We start from the raw sequence: 19,668 nt of genomic DNA, 5'->3' as shown, positions 1-19,668 counted from the left end.
CACGCAGCCTGCCCCGGCCCGTGATCCGGGCCGGGGCAGGCTGCTGTGGAGCGTCGAACAACAGGGGACCTACTGTGCAGACCGGTTCGCGGTGTCGAAGGCATCGGCGATCTGCTGGAACGCCTCGGTGTAGGATTCGATGCCCTCACGTTTGTAGAAGTCGTTGTCCAGGTAGATGATCTGGTCCTTCGTGGCGAAGGTGGTGGCGGCGAATGCTTCCTGCGCGTCGATGACGGAGGCCGCCGGTTGCGGGGTTGCCTCGCCCGGAACGGCGACGGCGGAATCGCGGTCCAGCACGATCATCCAGTCGGGGTCGGCCTGCGCGATGGTCTCGGGAGCCAGACCGGAATCGCCGTGGACGTCGCCGGCGTCCCCGGCGAACACGTCCTTCAGGTTCACGCCCTCGAGCAGGCGGCCGATGCGGCCCGAAGCGTTGTCGATCTTGCCGCCGGCGACGACGGCGAGGAAGACGCTCTCGCCGTTCGTGGCGGCCCGAGCGGCCTCGGTGGCGGCATCGAGCTCGGCGACGATCTCCTGGGATTCGGCTTCCTTCCCGAAGATCCGACCGAGGGTGAGGGTCTGATCCTTCAATCCCTGGATGTAACCGCCCTCGGAGTCGTCCAGCGCGGAGACGTCGACGACGGGAGCGATCTTCGACAGTTCCCCGGTGAACTCGGCGAAGCGCGACCCGCCGATGATCAGGTCCGGCTCGGCTTCACTCACGAGCTCGAGCTTCGGCTCACGATGAGTGCCGACGTCGAGAATGGAGTCGTTCCGGCGCCACTCGTCGAAGCCCGTGTTGGGGAGGAGGGTCTTCGGCAGGGCGACAGGGGTGATGCCCCAGTCGCGCAGCATCTCGAACGACTTGTTGTCGAGGGCGACCACGCGCTCGGGGGCCACCGGAACTTCCATCTCACCGTTGTTGGTCTCGACGGTGACCGTCGCGCCGTTCCCGGATGCGGGCGCATCGGTGCCGCTGTTCCCGCATCCGGTGAGGACGAGCGCGCCGACGAGGGCCGGGGCGAACAGCATGCGTTTGAAATTCAGTTTCACGGTGTGACTCCGAGGGGCGGGGCGGCGTTGTGACGGAAGCCAGAACGCTCGAGGTTTGGTAAGGCAACGATCACATAGTATTGGTTAGCCAATCCTGCGTTGCCCTCGGGTCTCGTGACGTGGATCGCCGGGAGGAAGCGTGGGATCGTCCGTTCCCCGGTGCCACGGATTCACGGGTACGGTCACGTCATGAACGAAGCCGAGCGGATCGCCGGGTTCCGTAGCGTTCACGGACTCGACCACCTCGTGGATGTCCACACGCATTTCATGCCCCGCCGGGTCATGGACAAGGTCTGGGCATACTTCGACTCCGCGGGGCCGCTCATCGGACGCCCGTGGCCGATCACCTACCGGCACGACGAGGAAGAGCGCGTCGCTCGGCTGCGCGAGTTCGGGGTAGCGCGGTTCACCGCGATGCTGTACCCGCACAAACCCGCGATGGCGGCATGGCTCAACTCGTGGGCGGCCGATTTCGCGTCACGCACCCCCGACTGTCTCCACACCGCCACCTTCTATCCCGAATCCGACGCGAAGGACTACGTCGCGTCGGCGCTCGAGGCGGGTGCACGTGTGTTCAAATCCCACATCCAGGTCGGCGACTATTCACCGCTCGACCCGCTCCTCCACGACGTGTGGGGTCTCCTCGAGGACTCGGGCGTGCCCATCGTCGTGCACTGCGGGTCGGGACCGGCGCCCGGTGCCCACACCGGCCCCGCACCCATGCACGAACTTCTGCGCCGGTTTCCACGGCTGACGGTGATCGTCGCGCACATGGGCATGCCCGAGTACCGCGAATTCCTCGATCTCGCCGAGCAGTACGAGCGGGTCTACCTCGATACGACGATGGCATTCACCGATTTCGTCGAGAAGGACACCCCGTTCCCGCCGGACCAGCTCCCCCGTCTCGACGCACTTCGGGAGAAGATCCTCCTGGGCAGCGACTTCCCGAACATCCCGTACGGCTACATCCACCAGCTCGAGGCGCTCGAACGCGTTGCCCCGGACAGCGAGTGGATTCGCGCGGTGTGCCGCGCGAATGCCACTGCACTGTTCGGGCTCGACGGGTGAGCGCGCGGGGTGGTGCCCCGCTCGCTCAGACGGAGATCGCGCGCCGGAGGATCTTGCCGGTCGCGTTGCGCGGGAGCAGATCCTGCGTGATCCGCCAGACGGTCGGGATCTTGTAGTAGGCCAACTGCTCGGCACAGAAGGACCGCAGCTCGTCCTCGCCGACGGTGCTGGTGGACCGCAGCACCACCACCGCTGCGACCTCCTGACCCAGATCGTCGTGTTCGACGCCGATCACGGCGCATTCCACGACGTCGGGATGTTCGTCGAGGCGCTGTTCGATCTCCGTCGGGTAGACGTTCTCCCCGCCGCGCAGGATCAGATCGGACCGTCGCCCGGTCAACCGCAGGCGGCCGTTCTCGACCGTGCCGTAATCCCCGGTGCGCAACCATCCGTCGGCGGTGATCGCGGCTGCGGTCGCGTCCGGGTCCTCCCAGTAGCCGAGCATCACGTAGGGGCTGCGGACGCACACCTCACCTTCGGTGCCGTCGGGTACCCGCTCACCGAACGGATCACGGATCTCCAGGCTCACCGTGATGATCGGGTTGCCGAGCGTGCCGGGGAACGCCTCGAGTTCGGGAGCCGTGGCCACGGCGATGGCCGTGCTGCATTCGGTCAGTCCGTAACTGTCCACCAGCGCCTGCTCCGCGAAGGGGAACTTCTCACGCAACCGCTGCTTCAGCGCGGGGGAGGACGGAGCCGACGCGAGCGCGAACGCCGTGAGCGAGGACAGGTCGTACCTGTCGGGGTTCTCGTGCTCGAGCATGCGCGCGGCCATGGTCGGCACAGCGCCCCAGTTGGTCACCTTCTCCCGCTCGATGAGGGTGAACACCTTGTCGACGTCGAATGCGCCTTCGGTCATGACGACGGCACTGCCCGTCGCCAGTCGCGGCACCGCCAGATTGTGCAGGCTGGCGATGTGGAACAGCGGCGAGACCAGCAGGTACCGGCTCTCGCTGGGCACCGAGTCGTCGTAGGGGCGCTGGTACATCCCCGCGACCAGCGCGTCCGAAAAACGGTGGTAGTCGACCACGGCGAGGACGTTGCGATGCGAATGCAGGGCACCCTTCGGGCGCCCGCTCGTCCCGCTGGTGAACAGGATGACCGCCGGATCGTCCTCGTCCACATCGGTGGACGGCAGTTCCGGGCCGGCCTTCTCGGACACGATCCGCGGCACGTCCTGCTCGATGGTGAGCAGCTCGTAGCCGGAGGCGTCGGCCGCGGCGAGAAGCTGGGCGCGCTTGGCGTCGGCGACGATCACCTTCGGCCCGGTGAGATCCACCCCGTAGGCGATCTCGGCCGGAGTCCACCACGAGTTGAGTCCCACCGCGATCGCGCCGAGGCACTGGGCCGCCCAGAAGGTGACGATCCATTCGGGCGAATTGGCGGCCAGGACGGCGACACGATCACCCTTGCGCACGCCGTAGTCGTCACGTAGCGCGGTGGCCAGTGCGGCGACCGCATCGGCGTGTTCGGTGAACGAGATCCGGCGATCGGCGGTGACGAGGTAGTCGCGATCGCCCCATCGCCGGGATTCGGCGACGAGGTCGCCGATCCGTCTGCCGCGGTTGCGCATCACCTGCATGCGGTTACCGCGTACGTCCTCGTCCACGAGCTCGAATCGGCCGCCGGGGCCGGTGAGTCGAAGAACGACATTCTGCAGCATCTGCTGCAGATCCGCTGGTGCTGTCAAGGATCTGCCTTTCTGGGGGTCCCGCACGTATCGGTCGCGCAGCAGGGTATACGCCGGAGCGCGGGGCATCTGCGCGGGTGACCGAGTGCACCGATCGTACGTGCTGTGTCGACTGTCACAAATCCGTCTCGGTGAGTGGGAGTGGCCCAGGTCTCACTCGGCGAGGTGGCTACCTTCGCGGCACCCGGCCTACAGTCCGGCGCCCCCTCATCGCGCCTCGGCCCAGACCGAGACGAAGGAGTACATCGTCGTGAAACTCAGTGCTGCATCGAAATCGATGGCGGGCCTGTTCGCCATCGTAGTGGCGACGTCCGCGTGTGCGTCGGACCGCGGTGCCGACCCGTCGGCCGGCGCGCTCGCTCCGGCAGGGGCCGGGGCCGCCGTGGCCGGCCAGTCGGCCGAGGCGTCGTTCGGAACGCTCGCCTCCCCCTGTGGTCCCGGGGAGGCGTCGGGGAACACCGATCAGGGGGTCAGCGACACCGAGATCCGCATCGGCTACGGCGACGATCGCGGTTTCGTCAAGAGTGCCGGCCTGAACAAGGAGATGGGTGACGCCGTCACCGCCATGATCGACTGGTGCAACGCGCAGGGCGGCATCAACGGCCGCACGATCGTCGGCACCAACTACGACGCCGCGATGACGCAGGCCAACGCCGTGATGCAGGACGCGTGTGCGAACCAGTTCATGATGGTCGGGCACGGCTTCGCCATGGATCAGACCTCCGAGCAGACCCGGGTCGCGTGCAATCTCGCCGCGGTTCCCGCCTTCACCGTGTCTCCCGATGCGGCCAACGGCCCGATGACCTATCAGGGCGTCCCGTTCCCGGTCGACTATGCGAACGGCTCACAGTGGTTCCAGATCGCCGAGATGTACCCCGAGCTGCTCGGCGAGTTCGACGTCATCGACAGCACGATGCCCACGATCATCTCGGCCAGCACCAAGATCCGGTCCATCGCCAAGGCTGCCGGCTTCACGCTCAAGAACTGCGGTGTCACCCTCAACTACGAAGGGGAGTCGAGCTACGCGCCCTTCGCCGAGAAGTTCAAGCAGTGCGGCGTCAAGGGCCTGTGGACCTCACGTTCTCCGGTTCCGGCCGAGTTCAACTTCGTGAAGGCACTCGACCAGGCCGGCATCGATCCGATCCTGCTCGGAGAGGCCACCTGGTACGGCAACGCGGCCCAGGCCTGGAACGGTGAGAACGGCCTGCTCGACAATCTCCATGCCGGCATGACCTTCCAGATGATCGAGAACGCCGATGCCGTACCGGCCGTGAAGAAGTACGTCGAGCTCGTCACGAAGCAGAACGGCAAGACCGCGCTGCTCGGCATGCAGGCCACCTCCTCGTTCCTGCTGTGGGCGACCGCCGCGGACGCGTGCGGATCGGATCTGACCCGTCAGTGTGTCGTCGACGAACTCTCCCAGATCCACGAATGGGACGGCGGCGGGTTGCACGCGGTCACCGATCCCGGCAACAACATGCCCGCGACCTGCGGTCTCGTCGTGAAGCTCGAAGGCGCCGAGTACACCCAGGCGTTCCCGGCGGAGGCAGGCACCTTCAAGTGCGACGATCGCTACAGTGTCGCGACCGATCCCAGCACCTGGGGCACCGAGCTGGGGCCCGACCGCATCGCGACGAAATACCTGAACCCCAACGTCATTCGACCGACCGTCTGATCCGCGGGCCGGTGCCGGCGGACGTGACACACGTCCGCCGGCACCCCGACCAGAGGTACTCGCATGGACACCTTTCTGACCTTCACGATCGTGGGGTTGGTGCTCGGATCGGTTTACGCGATCGCTGCATCGGGCCTCGTTCTCACCTACAACACGTCCGGCATCTTCAACTTCGCGCACGGCGCGCAGGCGATGCTCGGGGCGTTCGTCTACTGGCAACTGCGCTACGGCTGGGGCCTGCCCACGCCGGTCGCGTTGCTCATCGTCCTCGGCGTGCTCGGCCCGCTGACGGGTCTGTTGCTCTACGTCGTGATCATGCGTGGCATGCGCGACACCGCCGAGGTCACCAAGATCGTGGTCACGGTGTCGATCCTGCTCGGCATGCTCTCGATCTCGCACTGGTTCTGGCATCCCGAGACCGCCCGCACCATGTCCATGTTCTTCGGCGACCAGGCGAAGATCGAACTGTTCGGCGTCGCCGTCCGCTACCACGAGCTGATCTGCATCGGGGCCGCCGTGCTCATCGCCGTCGGGCTGCGCGTGATGTTCGTCCGCACACGCGCCGGTGTCGCGATGCGGGCCGTGGTCGACGATCCCGACCTGTTGCGTCTGAACGGACACGACCCCGACCGGCTTGCGGCGCTGTCCTGGATGATGGGTTCGACCCTCGCGGTGCTCGCCGGTGTCCTCGTGACACCGATCAGCGGTGGCACCCTCGAAGCGAACATGCTGACGTTGCTCGTCATCGACGCGTTCGCGGCAGCGATGTTCGGCCGGTTGCGCAGCATCCCGCGCACCTTCGCCGGCGCTCTGTTCCTCGGCCTGGCCGCCACCTACGTGCTGGCCTATTTCCCGACCGCGTGGACGTGGACGTCGAACCTGCGTGTGTCGCTACCGATGATCGCGCTGTTCGTCGTTCTCATCGTGCTGCCCCAGGATCGGTTGCGCGGGGCCGTGACCCGCACCCGTGAGCGGTACCACGTGCCGTCGGTGCGCAAGGCGATCGCCTGGGCGGTGGCCCTCGTCGTCATCGTCTACGCCGTCCGATTGCTGATGGTGACGTCGGCGATCACGACCCTGACGATCGGCATGACCTTCGCGATCATCGCGCTGTCGCTGACCCTCCTGACCGGCTACGCCGGCGAGATGAACCTGGCGCCGGTGTCGTTCGGGGCGATCGCGACGATCGTGGCATTCCACTTCGGTATCTCCGGAACCGGATTGGCCGCCCACCTGAACGTGTGGGGCGTGGCGCTCGGCGTCGCCGTCACCGCCGTCATCGGTGGACTCATCGCGCTGCCGGCGCTGCGGCTGCGCGGCCTGTATCTCGCTCTGGCCACGATGGCGTTCGGGGTGTTCCTGTCGAACATGGTGCTGCGCGACACCACCCGGCACGAATTGTTCGGTGTCGAGTTCTCGCTGTTCACCGACGGGAACATCGCGATCCCACCGCTGAAGGTCGGGCCCCTGGACCTGCGGAACGAGACGACCTTCCTCATGACGATGACGGTGCTCTTCGCTGTTCTCGGCGTGGGCGTGATCGCGTTGCGTAACAGCGGCTACGGGCGCCGGCTCGCGGCGATGAAGGATAGTCCCGCGGCGGCCGCGATGCTCGGCCAGAGCCTGGTGCGTCTCAAGTTCGGCGTGTTCACCCTGTCGGCGGGTATCGCCGGGCTGGGTGGGTTGTTCATGTCGAGCGCGATGGGTTCGGTGTCGAACGAGAGCTTCTCGATCATGGTGAGCCTGTCGGTGCTGATGCTCACCGTCGTGGCCGGCATCGGATACGTCTCCGGCGCGCTGTTCGGTGGTCTGATGTCGGGTATCGGTTTCGCCGTCATCATGGTGTCGTTCTCGAATCTTGCTGCAGAACAACCGGAACTGGCCGGAATGTGGACTTTCCTCGGGAACGTCGCCGCAGTGAGCCCCGCCCTCATCGGTATCGGGGTCGCGGCCAACCCGAGCGGCAGTGTCCATCAGATGGTCGAGGGTTACCGCGGGCTGAGGAACGCGAAACCCGTACTGGTCGGTGGAGCTGCGGTCGTGCTCGTGTCCTACCTGCTCGCGTTGACCGGCGTCCTCGACAACTGGTGGTTCGCGTCGATCACGATCGTGACGGTGTTCATGCTGCCGGTGATGGGGCAGTGGCTGATGCCCGAAGCAGTGCTCGGTGCCGAGGAAGCACAGCGGCGCGCGCCGCTGATCCCCGAGCGGATCGGCGTCGACGAACCCTACGGTGCGCAGACGCGGGACGAGATCGATCGTGAACTCGGCATCGACGAGTATCTGTCGGCTCGTCCCACCGGGACGGAGAAGGAACTGATTTCCCATGGCTGAGACATCGATTCTGGAAACACGCGGTGTCACCGTGCGATTCGGAGGTCACGTCGCCGTCAAGGACGTGAGCATCGGAATCGCACCGGGAACCGTGACAGGGCTGATCGGGCCCAACGGGGCCGGGAAGACGACACTGTTCAACACGATCACCGGTTTGCAGCGGCCGACGGCCGGCAAGGTTTTCCTCGACGGCCGCGACATCACGTCGCTGCCGCCCTACAAGAGGGCCCGCATGGGCATGGCCCGCACGTTCCAGCGCCTCGAATTGTTCGTATCGCTGTCCGTGCGGGACAACCTCCGGGTGGCGGGTGACATCCACAACGCCAACGGCCACAACAAGGTCGATGTGGACGAGGAAGCCGACCGCCTGCTCGAACTGACCGGCCTGACCGACATCGCGGGGACCGACGTCTCGGACGTGCCCACCGGCCGCGCGCGCGTGGTGGAGGTGGCGCGGGCGCTGATGACGTCACCGCGCGTGCTGCTGCTCGACGAGCCCGCCTCCGGGCAGACCGAGCAGGAAACCGAGGCGTTCGCCGCACTGCTCGGCGATCTCGCGCAGGACGGTCTCGCGATATGCCTTGTCGAGCACGATATCCCGCTGGTGATGAAGATCTGTTCTCATATCCACGTGCTCGACTACGGCGCGGTGCTCGCGAGTGGTCTGCCGGAGGAGATCAGGAACGATCCGGCAGTGATCAACGCGTACATCGGCACCGAGGAGGAGGCGGTATGAGTAACGAACCGTTGCTCGAACTGTCCGGCGTCCGAGCCGGATACGGTGCGATCGAGGTGTTGCACGGCGTCGACCTGGTTCTCGAACCGGGAGCGGTGGTCGCTCTGCTCGGACCCAACGGCGGAGGCAAGACGACGACTTTGCGGGTGTGCTCGGGCATCCATCCCGTGTCGTCGGGAGAGTTCCGGTTGGCCGGTCGTGTCGTCAACGGTGTGTCCGCGGCGGAACTCGCACGTCTGGGAGTGTGTTCGATCCCCGAGGGCCGGGGAATCTTCCCGAACCTCACCGTGCGCGAGAATTTGTGGATCGGAACGGGTACCGGTGTTCCGCTCGCGGATCTCGAAGAGGTCGCGTACACCCGGTTCCCGGTGCTGGGTGAACGCCGCACGCAGTTGGCCGGTTCGATGTCGGGTGGCGAACAGCAGATGCTCGCCTTGTCGCGGGCACTCGGGACCCATCCGACGGTGCTGTTGCTGGACGAATTGTCGATGGGTCTGGCACCGCGCATCGTTTCCCAGATCTACGACATCGTCGGTGAGCTCGCCGCCGACGGCGTGTCGATTCTCGTCGCCGAGCAGTTTGCCAGGGCGGTCCTTCCCATCGCCACCAGTGCCGCCCTCATGTTGCAGGGCCGAGTGGTGCGCACGGGTGATCCGGCGGAAATCGAAGAAGAACTGTCCACCACCTATCTAGGAGGATGACCATGACCGCACTCGTCGACGAACGACGTGAGCAGTTCAAGAAAGATGTTGCGGCACTGGGGCTCGACGCTTCCCGCTCCGGTTCGGGCGGAAAGGCCCGGATCGTCGGCCTGATCCTGATGGTGGTCGGCGCCGTCGCGGTCTTCGTCGTCTACATCGCATCGCTGACACTGTCCGACGCGCGCGACCTGTTGTCCTACCAGCTGCTGGCGCTGGGATTCGTGGCGCTCACCGTGGCCGGGGCCGCCGTGTACCTCGCGGCTGCGGTGACGCGGGTCCTGAGTCTGTGGCTGGTCCGGCAGCTGCTCGAGAGCAGCGCGCAGGCGGACAGGATCGAGCAGGCGCTCGTCCGGAAGGGCTGACCCCGCCCCCTCGAGCCTGCTTGTGAGACGGCGACGGCCCACCCCGTCAGGGATGGGCCGTCGCCGTTCACGCTTCGGACGGATCAGCTTCCGGCTGCTTCGAGCCCGGCGGTGATGTCCGCGAGGATGTCGTCGATGTGCTCGATGCCCACGGCCAGTCGCACCAGGCCCGGAGTGACGCCGGCCGCGATCTGCTCCTCACCGGTGAGCTGCGAGTGGGTCGTCGACGCGGGGTGGATGACCAGCGAGCGGACGTCGCCGATGTTCGCGACGTGGCTGTGCAGGGTCAGCGCGTTGACGAACCGCTTGCCGGCGTCGATGCCGCCGGAGAGCTCGAACACCACGATCGCGCCGGCACCGCGCGGGGTGAGCTGCCGGGCGCGGTCGTACCACGGCGACGACTTCAGGCCGGCGTAGGCGACGGAGGTGACCTCCGGGCGTCCCTCGAGGAACTCGGCGACCTTCTGCGCGTTCTCCACATGCCGCTCGATCCGCAGGCTCAGCGTCTCGAGGCCCTGCGAGATGAGGAAGGCGTTGAACGGGGAGACCGCCGCGCCCATGTCGCGCAGCAGCTGCACACGCGCCTTGAGCGCGTAGGCCGGTGCGCCGAGGTCGGCGAAGACGACGCCGTGGTAGCTCGGGTCCGGGGTGGTGAAGCCGGCGTGGCGGCCCTGCGTCCAGTCGAACGTGCCGCCGTCGACGATGACACCGGCGATGGCCGTGCCGTGGCCGCCGAGGTACTTGGTGGCCGAGTGGACGACGATGTCGGCACCGTGCTCGAGCGGGCGCAGCAGGTAGGGGGTGGCGACCGTGTTGTCGACGATCAGCGGCAGCCCGTTCTCGTGGGCGACACCCGAGATGCCGGGCAGGTCGAGGATGTGGTTCTTCGGGTTGGCGATCGTCTCGCCGAAGAACGCACGGGTGTTGTCGCGGACGGCTTCACGCCACTGGTCGAGGTTGTCGGGATCTTCGACGAAGGTGACCTCGATGCCGAGCTTGGGCAGTGTGTAGTGGAACAGGTTGTAGGTGCCGCCGTAGAGATACGGGCTCGACACGATGTGGTCGCCGGCCTGCGCCAGGTTGAGGATCGCGAAGGTCTCGGCGGCCTGACCGGAGGCGAGCAGGAGGGCGGCGACGCCACCTTCGAGGGCGGCGATGCGCTGCTCGACCGCGTCCTGCGTCGGGTTCATGATGCGGGTGTAGATGTTGCCGGGCTCGGCGAGACCGAAGAGCGCCGCGGCGTGATCGGTGCTGTCGAAGGTGTAGCTGGTGGTCTGGTAGATGGGCAGGGCCCGGGCCTTCGTGTCGCCGCCGGCGGGCTGGCCCACGTGGATCTGCTTGGTCTCGAAGCTCCAGTTCGCGCTGGGGTCGATTGCTTCAGGGGTGGTGTCGCTCATGGCTCTGCTCCGGATTCGAGATGTGTTCTGATCGTCGACATGCTGACCTTCGGGCCCCGGGCACGACGCCGTCGGGTGGCGGCATCGAGGGGCAGGAACGGGTGCGGCGGTCAGCGGGCTCGGCACCCGCGAATACACGACAGGGGGGCACGACGGTGCGGCGACCGGCTCGCGCGCTCGTACGTCTTGCTCACGGTCCCGACAATATCCTGTCCACACGATTCCGACCAGAGTCGTAGGGATTCCCTCTCGCCGGGAAACCGACTCCGGAGTACCTACAGTCTGTGTGTACCCCTTCCGGTGTGACGGCTGTTACTGCTAACGTTTTGGAACAGATTCCAGTTTCATGAGGCGCGCAGGGTCGTGGCCAGGACTTTTGGAGGTGCAGTTGACCGCCGTCGACTCCGCGCTCGAGCCCGTCGGTACCTCGTCCAAGCGAGAACTCCCTCCATCGATGGTCGATCGGATGACGCTCATCCTCGAGGCCTTCGACAGTCGGGGCGCCCTCACTCTCGAAGAGGTCACCTGTCGCTCGGGGCTTCCCCGCTCGACCGTGCACCGCATCCTCGACCACCTCGTGCGTCGCGAGTGGATCGAGCACGCCTCCTTCGGCTACTGCCTCGGCCCGCGTGCCCTCGGCCTCGGCGGCAGCGACACCGGTCATCGCCGCATCAGGGAGGCTGCCGCACCGCACCTCCACGAACTCGCGATGCAGACCGGCGCCGTCGTCCATCTGACGGTGCTCGAAGGCGACGAGGTGCTCTACCTCGACAAGGTGGGTGGGCAGTTCGCCTCCACCGTGCCCTCACGGGTCGGTGGACGATTCCCCGCCTACGCCACCGCGGCCGGTAAATCCATTCTCGCGTGGCTCGAACCCGAACGCATCGATGCGCTCTACGGTAAGCAGCTCGTCCCGTGCACCGAGCGCACCATCCGCGATGAGGTCGCACTGCACCAGGAGCTCAACCGCATTCGCAAGCGGCGTGGCGTCGCGTTCGAGCGCGAGGAGGCCGCGCGGGGCATCGGATGTGTGGGTGTCGCCCTCCGCGGGGTCGACGGCCCTGTGGCCGCCCTGTCGCTCGCGGCAGACGCCCGCTCGACCCGTCTCGAATGGGTGGCACCGATCGTCGCCGACACGGCCCGGAAGATCACGCGCACCCTGTTCCCCGAGCAGGAGCGCGACGACAACCTGCCGGGTGCCACCGAGAAGGTGGGCTGACGTCCTTCCGGTTCCACCACGAATCCGGTTCACCTCGAACGACTGTGCGCAGTTCTCGTCGGAAGCCCTCGGGGGGCTCGGCGAGAACTGCGCACAGTGCGTTCTACGGCGGTATGCGCCTCAGAGCAGGTGGACCTTCTTGTAGAGGATCTTCGACGGTCCGCCGATGAGGCCGACGTTGTCGAGGAAGGTCATCAGCTTCGCTCCCGACTTGCGCACCTGGTCGTGATAGTGTTTGTTGCCCTTGGCCTCTCGCAGTGCCCGCTCGCGGTCGAGGCCCGCATTGGCGTACACGTCGGGGTGGATCATGCTCTTGACGACGAAGAAGACCACGAGCGCGGTGTTGAACCGCTCGAACGCGAGTCGCGCGCGACTCGCACCGGCGAGTCGGCGTGCGACCTCCTCGCGGGCGAAGCGGATGTGGCGCGCCTCCTCGAGGACGTGGATCTTCGACACCGCGCGGGTGACGGGCTGGACACGCTCGTCGCGCATGAAGTCGCGCTGCATCATGTCGAGGATCTCCTCGGCAGCCATGACCGAGGCATAGGCGTTGGCGCCCTTGAAGAAATGGCCCCAGAGGCGACCGAGCTGGTGGATGTAGCGGGCCGGACCGTAGCCCGGCGTGTTCAGCCGCTCGCCGGCGCGCGCGAACATCACCGAGTGTCGGCACTCGTCGGCCACCTCGGTGAGGGCGAACTGGACGTGGCGTGAATGCTTGTCGCGGTCGTAGACGTCGCGCAGGAGCATCTGCATGAGCAGGATCTCGAACCACAGGCCGACGCTCGAGACGCTCGCGGCCTCGTGCTTGGTCAGCTCGATGCGCTGTTCGTCGGTGAGTTCGTCCCACAGCGCGGTGCCGTAGAGCGTGCTCCATTCGGGTGTCATGCCGAACTTGTCGTCCGGGACGGGGGCCTCCCAGTCCACTTCGACGACCGGGTCGTACGACTTGCGCGCGGACGAAGCGAGCAGTCGTCCGGCGGTTTCCTCCCGATCGGACAGTGCGACGCCGGGGGTGAAGCCCTTGCTGGTCTCGCGGGTGAGCGATGCGGTCATGTCTCCACCTTTTTAGTGTGACGACTGGTAACTGTTATTCAGGTTAGCGTGATCGCGCGCACAGCACAATGCCCGCGACTCGTGTCGCGGGCATCGGGAAGGGGGAGGGGCGGGCGGTGACGAGCGCCGGGGCGCCCAGAAGACGGAGATCACCGCGCCGACCAGCCCGGGCGCGCCGGACGGCTAGAGGCCCATGTCCTCGTCGCCCAGACCGTCCGCGCCCACGGCGGTCTTCTTCTCCTCCCGCGGGCGACGCAGGACGTACAGGCGGGAATGCTGGAAATCCCGCAACCGCAGGGTTCGCACGGTCTGGAACCGGAACTCGTCGCAGTCGGCGAGCGCGTCGGCGAGGTTCTCGTCGACGAGGATCGTGCCCGGTCGCGCCGCGCCGGTGAGGCGGGCCGCGATGTTGACGACCGAACCGAACAGGTCGCCGAAGCGCGGCAACGCTTGGCCCCACGCCAGCCCGACACGCAGATCCGGGTAATCCTTCTGGGCCACGAACGAATCCTGCAGGTCGAGGGCGATGCGCGCGGCGTCGATCGGACGTTCGGCTGCGAACATCACCTCGTCGCCGACGGTCTTGATCACCCAGCCGTTGTGCCGTGCGATGACATCGGAGACCTCCGATTCGAAGTAGTCGAGCAGTTCGCTCAGCGCGGCCGCGTCGATCTGGCGGGTCAACCGCGTGTAACCGACCATGTCGGCGAAGCCCACGACCAGCTCGTGGAGCTCGCCGGAATCCTGCGGGCGCGCGGCGGCACGGGCGGTGGTGGCCACCAGGTGCCGACGCCACATGTGGCTCTGGAGACTCACCGCGAGCTCGGTCGTGCGATGGACGATGTGGTCGATCAGCGCACGGATCTCCTCCTCCTGCGGAGGAGTCTCCGACTTCTCGTAGGCAGCGGCGAGTTGCGTGAAGACGTGGGTGTTGAGCAGATTCAGCTGCCACTCGGTCAACCGTGACATCGACTGTCCGATCGACCGGGCCGCCGGCATCTCGAGGCGTTCGTCGATCGCGCCGCTCGCGATGATCGCCGCTGTCGCCCGCAGGGCTTCGACATCTCCGTCCGTGAACATCACGACGTCGGGATCGGGATCGACGGTCAGACCGAGCGCCTGCCACAGGCGGCGCACACGGGCAGGTTCGAGCCCGCACAATCCCGCCACCTCGTTCAACGTGTAACGCAGCGGACCGCCGAGCAGCGCGTTCTCCAGTTGTGACTGGATCACGGACAGCACGTCGGTTCCTGATGCGGGTGCCGGATCGGACGGGGTCACGCATTCATCCTTACCGTGCTCGGCCCCCACGTGCGCGGCAGGTCGCACCGAGCGGGTGAGCAGGGATGTCGTACGGATGTGCGACAGTGACCGTCGTCGAAGCACCGCCGACCGTTCGGCGAACCGAGAAAGGACGTCGCATGCCGCCCCGCAGACGCGCGGATCACCTGACGGAGGACCAACTCGGAGAGCTCGGTACCGCTCTCGCCGAGGGGCGCCGCGCGACCGTCTACCTCGTCGAGGGCATTCCGAGCCTCGGCATCGATCCGGGGACGTCGGCGCGGGTGGTGTCGATCAGCGGCAGCACGGTGATGGTGCGGCCGAAGGGTGTCGACGACGAGCTGCCGTTCGAGGTCGACGAACTGCGCGCCACCCGCGAACCGGCCGGAACCAAACGCGCGCCCGCGAAGGCCGCGCGCGCGTCCGGTGCCGCGAAGCCCGCACCGGCGAAACCCGTACCCGCGAAGGTTGCGTCTGTGCAGCCCGCATCCCCACAACCCGCATCCCCACAGCCCGCCACCCCGAAGCCCGCCACCCCGGCCCCCGCTGCCAGTCCCCGCGCTCAGGAGAAGAAGCCCGTGACCCAGACGACCTCCGCTTCGTCCGACGCCTCCGCGTCCCGGCCGCCGGCACCGGCCAAGCCGAAGACCCCGGCCCGCAGCAAGGCGAAGAAGGCACCGTCGATCACCATCACCGTCACCATCGACCCGGAGAACGAGTGGACGGTGGGGGTCGCGCACGGCACCCGTAAGGTCGGCAAACCCACGCCGGTCGCGCCCGATGCCGTCGAACGGGCGGTGAAGGAACTCGGTGATCCCACGGCCACCGAGGCCGTCCACTCGGTGATCGACGAGGCGCGTCGCGCCGCCGAAGAACGGGTGGCGCAGCTCAGCCGCGAGCTCGAGGAAGCCCGTCAAGCTCTGGAAAGCTTGGGCGCAACCCGGAAATCCGGCGGAAACCTCTAGTACGCTCAGCCCGACGGCCGCCGGACGGCGCAGTGCAGGAGGGGCCCCATGTTCAGAAAACTGGTTGTTGCAATCGCAAGCGCTGTCGCGCTGGTCGGAGCGGGTTCGGGAGTGGCCGTCGCGGCACCCCCGGTCACCCTCGGCGGCGGTTCGGGAATCACTCTCGGAGACAACGGGCAGGACATCTTCGACTGCACACTCACCACGATCGGCAACGACGCCGCCGGTCGCCTGGTGGGTCTCACCGCCGCGCACTGCGGCTCTCCCGGCATGACGGTGAAGGCCGAATACGACCTCGCCGCCGGCTCGGTGGGCCGCATCGTGTCGACCGACGAGCGGCTCGACTACGCCGTCATCGAGTTCGACCGGAGCAAGGTGGTTCCGGTCGACCGCGTCGGCGACGTGACGATCACGGGCCTCGGCGCTCCCGCGGGCTTCCCGAACATCGCGTGCAAGGAAGGCCGAACCACGGGCAATACCTGCGGAGTCGTCTGGGGCGACGTGTTCGGCTCGCAGGAGACGTGGACGCAGGTCTGCGTCGTCGAAGGCGACTCCGGTGCGCCGCTGGTGGTGGGCACGACGCTCGTCGCGATGGTCAATGCCTACCTGCTCGCGGCATGTGTCGGTCCCGAGGTCGGCACCAACATCGATGTGATCATGGCCGATATCAACGGCCGGGGCGGGCCGGGCGCAGGTTTCCGTCCGATCTGATGCCCCCAGGGCGCGAGGGTTCACCCGACCCTCACCCGCACACCGCACCGTTCGAGGCGGAACCGACGAGCTTCGTGTACTTCGCCAGTACACCCCTGGTGTAGCGCGGCGGTAGTGGCTCCCAGCCCTGCCGCCGCGTTTCCATGTCCTTCTCGTCGACCAGCACGTCGAGGAGGCCGTTCGAGACGTCGAGGCGGATCCGGTCGCCGTCGCGGACGAACGCGATGGGGCCACCGTCGACGGCCTCCGGGGCGACGTGCCCGACACACAACCCGGTGGTGCCACCGGAGAACCGGCCGTCGGTGAGCAGCAGGACGTCCTTGCCGAGTCCGGCACCCTTGATCGCACCGGTGATCGCGAGCATCTCGCGCATACCCGGGCCGCCCTTGGGACCCTCGTACCGGATGACCACCACGTCGCCGGCGGTGATGGTGCCGTCCTCGAGCGCGTCCATCGCGGCACGTTCGCGTTCGAAGACCCGCGCCGTTCCCTCGAAGACCGACTCGTCGAAGCCTGCGGACTTCACCACCGCTCCGCCGGGAGCGAGACTGCCCCGCAGGATCGTGATTCCCCCCGTGGGATGGAGGGGGTCGCTCAGGGCACGCAGCACCTTGCCGTCCGGGTCCGGTGGCCTGATCCCGGCGAGGTTCTCGGCCACGGTGTTCCCGGTGACGGTGAGGCAGTCGCCGTGCAGCAGACCCGCGTCGAGCAGCGCCTTCATGATGACCGGGACGCCGCCGATGTGGTCGACGTCCTTCATCACGTGCCGGCCGAACGGTTTGACGTCGGCGAGATGCGGTACCCGCGCACCCACCCGGACGAAGTCGTCCAGGCTCAGATCCACGCGGGCCTCGTGCGCGATCGCGAGCAGGTGGAGCACGGCGTTGGTAGAGCCGCCGAACGCCATGACCACTGCGATGGCATTCTCGAATGCTTCCTTCGTGAGGATGTCCGAGGCCGTGATTCCGCGACGCAACAACTCGACCACGGCCTGTCCGCTGCGCCGGGCGAAACCGTCGCGGCGACGATCGGTGGCGGGTGGGGATGCGCTTCCCGGCAGCGACATGCCGAGCGCTTCGGCCGACGCTGCCATCGTGTTCGCGGTGTACATGCCGCCGCAGGCGCCCTCACCGGGGCAGATGGCGCGTTCGATCGCGTCGAGATCGGTCTCGGACATCAGGCCTCGCGCACACGCCCCGACCGCCTCGAAGGCGTCGATGATCGTCACGTCGCGTTCGGTGCCGTCGGACAGTTTCGCGATGCCCGGCAGGATGGACCCGGCGTACAGGAAGACGGCGGCGAGATCGAGGCGGGCCGCGGCCATGAGCATGCCGGGCAGGGACTTGTCACATCCCGCGAGCAGCACCGATCCGTCGAGGCGCTCGGCCTGCATCACCGTCTCGACGCTGTCGGCGATGACTTCCCGGGACACCAGGGAGAAGTGCATGCCCTCGTGCCCCATCGAGATCCCGTCGGACACGGAGATGGTGCCGAATTCCAGCGGATATCCACCTGCGGCATGCACCCCCTCCTTGACCGCTCGGGCGAGCCGGTCGAGCGGGAGATTGCACGGCGTGATCTCGTTCCACGACGATGCCACCCCGATCTGCGGCTTACCCCAGTCGTCGTCGCCCATGCCTACCGCGCGGAGCATGCCGCGCGAGGCGGCCTTCTCCATGCCGTCGGTGACGTCGCGGCTGCGGGGCTTGATATCGGGCCGGTCCGTCATGAGGCCTTCCGAGGGTCGCGGCCGGTCAGGGCGAGGAGCCGGTCCTGTGGCGGAGCATCGTCGGGGAGCGGGACGGGATCGGCGAACAGACCGCTCGAGGCGAGCATGTCCTTCTGAGGTTCGATGTCGGCGAGCACGGCGTCGACGAGTTCGGCGTCGAGGGTCTCGTCGGCGCCGATTGCCCGCGCGAGATCCCAGGTGTGCACGGTGATGTCCGCGACCTGCTGTTTCATGTAGTCGAGGCACGGGACGGTGCCGTAGGACAGGTGGACCTCCTGGGACGGTGCCGCCATCGCCCACGCGGCGGTCGCCTGCTCGGCGAAGCGTGCCCATTCGGCGGCGAGGTCGTCTCCGATCGGTTCGAGTGCGGCCTTCGCGTCGTCGAGGGAACGCCCCGAGAGCAGTGGCTGGATCCAGCGCTGCTCGTCGACCATGTGCCACACCAGGTCGGTGACGTCCCATTCGGTGTCGGGGGTCGGGGCGTGCCAGTCGCGGATCTGCGCGACCCGGTCGCCGAACTCGCGCCGCGCGGTTCGTTGCAGGGAGAGCCAGTCGGTCGCCATGTCTCTCAGCGTAGGGCGCGGGTTGCTCGGATCACGGCGATTTCGACTCCTGCGATCATGCGCGGGATGCGGGACGATCGGGAGTCGCACCGTGTCGTCGTCGAGGAGAAGTACATGCCTGTCCCCACCGTCCGGCTCGCGCCCGGTCTCGTCGTCAGCGCCCAGGGTTACGGCGCGATGTCCGTCGCCCCCGCATACGGCGAGGTGAATCTCGACGAGGCGCTCGCGACCCTGCACCACGCCGTGGATCTGGGCATCACCTTCATCGACACCGCCAACGTCTACGGCGACGGCACGAGCGAGAAGGTGGTCGGCAAGCTGCTCGCCGACCGGCGGGACGAAGTCCAGCTGGCGACGAAGTTCGGTCTCGTCGGCGCGGTCAGCGGCAAGGGCGCCGCCAACCGTCGCATCAACGGCCGTCCCGAATACGCGAAGCAGGCCATCGACGAGTCGCTCGGGCGTCTCGGCGTCGACCACGTCGACCTGTACTACCTGCACCGCGTGGATCCGGAGGTGCCGGTCGAGGATACGGTGGGTGCCCTCGCCGAACTCGTGCAGGCCGGCAAGGTGCGGCACATCGGACTGTCGGAGGCCACGGGCGACGAGTTGCGCCGCGCGCACGCCGTCCACCCGATCGCGGCGATCCAGTCGGAGTGGAGCATCGTCTCGCGCGACGTCGAACGGCACGTGGTGCCCACCGCCGCCGAACTCGGCATCGGCTTCGTGCCGTACTCGCCGGTGAGCCGGGGGCTGCTCACCGACGCCTTCGATCCCGGACAGGTTGCCGAGAACGACCTGCGCAAGCGCTTCCCGCGCTTCGACGCCGACGCCCTGCCGATCAACCTCGCGGTGCGCGAGGAGGTGCGGGCGGTCGCGAAGGATGCGGACGCGACCATCGCACAGATCGCCCTGGCATGGCTGGACGCGAAGGGTCGCGAGTTCGGCTTGCCGTCGGTGTCGATCCCCGGCACCCGCTACGCGAGTCGCGTCACCGAGAACGCCGGAGCGCTCGACGTGACGCTCACCGACGAGCAGGTCGCGCGGCTGGATCGTCTCGCCGGCAAGGTCGCCGGTCCGCGTGCGGCCGACCCGACGTGGGTGTCGCTCGGGCGTGAGTAATTAGTACCGTTA

The 19,668-nt window shown here is 67.3% G+C and carries 17 protein-coding genes; 10 read left to right on the top strand and 7 right to left on the bottom strand.

What is annotated here, in order from left to right:
• Nucleotides 1–69 precede the first annotated feature (69 nt).
• The gene (locus PV766_RS11250) at nucleotides 70–1,053 is read right to left on the bottom strand and encodes a siderophore ABC transporter substrate-binding protein (protein ID WP_421097041.1); all 984 of its coding nucleotides are present in this window, start codon (nucleotides 1,051–1,053) and stop codon (nucleotides 70–72) included.
• A gap of 189 nt (nucleotides 1,054–1,242) precedes the next feature.
• On the opposite strand from PV766_RS11250, the gene PV766_RS11245 reads away from it, so the two are divergent.
• A complete protein-coding gene (locus PV766_RS11245; protein WP_421097040.1) occupies nucleotides 1,243–2,121 on the top strand; it encodes an amidohydrolase family protein in 879 nt (292 codons plus the stop codon).
• A 25-nt stretch (nucleotides 2,122–2,146) separates the two neighbouring features.
• On the opposite strand, the gene PV766_RS11240 is transcribed toward PV766_RS11245, so the two are convergent.
• Nucleotides 2,147–3,811 (bottom strand): class I adenylate-forming enzyme family protein, encoded by a 1,665-nt coding sequence (locus tag PV766_RS11240; RefSeq protein WP_421097039.1) that lies wholly within the window; start codon nucleotides 3,809–3,811, stop codon nucleotides 2,147–2,149.
• Nucleotides 3,812–4,088: 277 nt separating this feature from the next.
• On the opposite strand from PV766_RS11240, the gene PV766_RS11235 reads away from it, so the two are divergent.
• From PV766_RS11235 to PV766_RS11215, 5 genes are all read left to right on the top strand, one after another.
• On the top strand, nucleotides 4,089–5,486 hold the full coding sequence (locus PV766_RS11235; protein ID WP_016934046.1) for an ABC transporter substrate-binding protein: 1,398 nt from the start codon (nucleotides 4,089–4,091) through the stop codon (nucleotides 5,484–5,486).
• Nucleotides 5,487–5,549: 63 nt separating this feature from the next.
• Nucleotides 5,550–7,820, top strand: coding sequence for an ABC transporter permease (locus PV766_RS11230; RefSeq protein ID WP_064064333.1), 2,271 nt, complete (start codon nucleotides 5,550–5,552; stop codon nucleotides 7,818–7,820).
• The gene (locus PV766_RS11225; protein ID WP_064064334.1) at nucleotides 7,813–8,556 is read left to right on the top strand and encodes an ABC transporter ATP-binding protein; all 744 of its coding nucleotides are present in this window, start codon (nucleotides 7,813–7,815) and stop codon (nucleotides 8,554–8,556) included. The genes PV766_RS11230 and PV766_RS11225 overlap by 8 nt, the downstream gene beginning before the upstream one ends.
• Complete coding sequence (locus PV766_RS11220) at nucleotides 8,553–9,257, top strand: ABC transporter ATP-binding protein (protein ID WP_064064335.1); 705 nt, start codon at nucleotides 8,553–8,555, stop codon at nucleotides 9,255–9,257. The genes PV766_RS11225 and PV766_RS11220 overlap by 4 nt, the downstream gene beginning before the upstream one ends.
• Complete coding sequence (locus PV766_RS11215) at nucleotides 9,254–9,619, top strand: hypothetical protein (RefSeq protein WP_016934909.1); 366 nt, start codon at nucleotides 9,254–9,256, stop codon at nucleotides 9,617–9,619. Before PV766_RS11220 ends, PV766_RS11215 begins: the two co-directional genes overlap by 4 nt.
• Before the next feature lie 83 nt (nucleotides 9,620–9,702).
• On the opposite strand, the gene PV766_RS11210 is transcribed toward PV766_RS11215, so the two are convergent.
• The gene (locus PV766_RS11210) at nucleotides 9,703–11,016 is read right to left on the bottom strand and encodes a bifunctional o-acetylhomoserine/o-acetylserine sulfhydrylase (RefSeq protein ID WP_064064336.1); all 1,314 of its coding nucleotides are present in this window, start codon (nucleotides 11,014–11,016) and stop codon (nucleotides 9,703–9,705) included.
• Nucleotides 11,017–11,404: 388 nt separating this feature from the next.
• On the opposite strand from PV766_RS11210, the gene PV766_RS11205 reads away from it, so the two are divergent.
• Nucleotides 11,405–12,235 carry an IclR family transcriptional regulator gene (locus PV766_RS11205; RefSeq protein WP_371053899.1) on the top strand — a complete coding sequence of 277 codons (831 nt, stop codon included), beginning with the start codon at nucleotides 11,405–11,407 and terminating at the stop codon, nucleotides 12,233–12,235.
• A 120-nt stretch (nucleotides 12,236–12,355) separates the two neighbouring features.
• Here PV766_RS11205 and PV766_RS11200 read toward each other — a convergent pair whose 3' ends face one another.
• Together PV766_RS11200 and PV766_RS11195 are read right to left on the bottom strand one after the other, a co-directional pair.
• Nucleotides 12,356–13,288 (bottom strand): AurF N-oxygenase family protein, encoded by a 933-nt coding sequence (locus PV766_RS11200; protein ID WP_115311511.1) that lies wholly within the window; start codon nucleotides 13,286–13,288, stop codon nucleotides 12,356–12,358.
• A 183-nt stretch (nucleotides 13,289–13,471) separates the two neighbouring features.
• Complete coding sequence (locus PV766_RS11195) at nucleotides 13,472–14,569, bottom strand: adenylate/guanylate cyclase domain-containing protein (RefSeq protein WP_026003464.1); 1,098 nt, start codon at nucleotides 14,567–14,569, stop codon at nucleotides 13,472–13,474.
• A gap of 140 nt (nucleotides 14,570–14,709) precedes the next feature.
• On the opposite strand from PV766_RS11195, the gene PV766_RS11190 reads away from it, so the two are divergent.
• Nucleotides 14,710–15,534, top strand: a complete 825-nt coding sequence (locus PV766_RS11190; RefSeq protein WP_421097038.1) for a DUF6319 family protein — start codon at nucleotides 14,710–14,712, stop codon at nucleotides 15,532–15,534.
• Nucleotides 15,535–15,582: 48 nt separating this feature from the next.
• Nucleotides 15,583–16,245, top strand: a complete 663-nt coding sequence (locus PV766_RS11185; protein WP_165369190.1) for a serine protease — start codon at nucleotides 15,583–15,585, stop codon at nucleotides 16,243–16,245.
• Nucleotides 16,246–16,276: 31 nt separating this feature from the next.
• Here PV766_RS11185 and ilvD read toward each other — a convergent pair whose 3' ends face one another.
• A complete protein-coding gene (gene ilvD / locus PV766_RS11180) occupies nucleotides 16,277–17,974 on the bottom strand; it encodes a dihydroxy-acid dehydratase (protein WP_129975568.1) in 1,698 nt (565 codons plus the stop codon).
• Entirely contained in the window at nucleotides 17,971–18,537 is a 567-nt protein-coding gene (locus PV766_RS11175; protein WP_064065220.1) for a TIGR03086 family metal-binding protein, read from the bottom strand. Before PV766_RS11175 ends, ilvD begins: the two co-directional genes overlap by 4 nt.
• 114 nt (nucleotides 18,538–18,651) lie before the next feature.
• Here PV766_RS11175 and PV766_RS11170 point away from each other — a divergent pair, with 114 nt between their 5' ends.
• The gene (locus PV766_RS11170; RefSeq protein WP_165369204.1) at nucleotides 18,652–19,656 is read left to right on the top strand and encodes an aldo/keto reductase; all 1,005 of its coding nucleotides are present in this window, start codon (nucleotides 18,652–18,654) and stop codon (nucleotides 19,654–19,656) included.
• The last annotated feature ends 12 nt before the right edge of the window (nucleotides 19,657–19,668 follow it).

Origin of the sequence: Rhodococcus sp. As11 (assembly GCF_048957735.1) — a bacterium.
GTDB lineage: Bacteria > Actinomycetota > Actinomycetes > Mycobacteriales > Mycobacteriaceae > Rhodococcus > Rhodococcus gordoniae.
The sequence above is the reverse complement of the archived record's forward strand: the minus strand, read 5'-3'. Positions and strand labels throughout refer to the sequence as shown.

What these genes read in the sequence shown, in the direction of transcription:
- PV766_RS11185 (WP_165369190.1), top strand. Translation starts at nt 15,583, where the DNA reads ATGTTCAGAAAACTGGTTGTTGCAATCGCAAGCGCTGTCGCGCTGGTC.
- PV766_RS11220 (WP_064064335.1), top strand. Translation starts at nt 8,553, where the DNA reads ATGAGTAACGAACCGTTGCTCGAACTGTCCGGCGTCCGAGCCGGATAC.
- PV766_RS11200 (WP_115311511.1), bottom strand. Translation starts at nt 13,288, where the DNA reads ATGACCGCATCGCTCACCCGCGAGACCAGCAAGGGCTTCACCCCCGGC.
- PV766_RS11175 (WP_064065220.1), bottom strand. Translation starts at nt 18,537, where the DNA reads ATGGCGACCGACTGGCTCTCCCTGCAACGAACCGCGCGGCGCGAGTTC.
- ilvD (WP_129975568.1), bottom strand. Translation starts at nt 17,974, where the DNA reads ATGACGGACCGGCCCGATATCAAGCCCCGCAGCCGCGACGTCACCGAC.
- PV766_RS11210 (WP_064064336.1), bottom strand. Translation starts at nt 11,016, where the DNA reads ATGAGCGACACCACCCCTGAAGCAATCGACCCCAGCGCGAACTGGAGC.
- PV766_RS11190 (WP_421097038.1), top strand. Translation starts at nt 14,710, where the DNA reads ATGCCGCCCCGCAGACGCGCGGATCACCTGACGGAGGACCAACTCGGA.
- PV766_RS11245 (WP_421097040.1), top strand. Translation starts at nt 1,243, where the DNA reads ATGAACGAAGCCGAGCGGATCGCCGGGTTCCGTAGCGTTCACGGACTC.
- PV766_RS11225 (WP_064064334.1), top strand. Translation starts at nt 7,813, where the DNA reads ATGGCTGAGACATCGATTCTGGAAACACGCGGTGTCACCGTGCGATTC.
- PV766_RS11215 (WP_016934909.1), top strand. Translation starts at nt 9,254, where the DNA reads ATGACCATGACCGCACTCGTCGACGAACGACGTGAGCAGTTCAAGAAA.
- PV766_RS11170 (WP_165369204.1), top strand. Translation starts at nt 18,652, where the DNA reads ATGCCTGTCCCCACCGTCCGGCTCGCGCCCGGTCTCGTCGTCAGCGCC.
- PV766_RS11230 (WP_064064333.1), top strand. Translation starts at nt 5,550, where the DNA reads ATGGACACCTTTCTGACCTTCACGATCGTGGGGTTGGTGCTCGGATCG.
- PV766_RS11235 (WP_016934046.1), top strand. Translation starts at nt 4,089, where the DNA reads ATGGCGGGCCTGTTCGCCATCGTAGTGGCGACGTCCGCGTGTGCGTCG.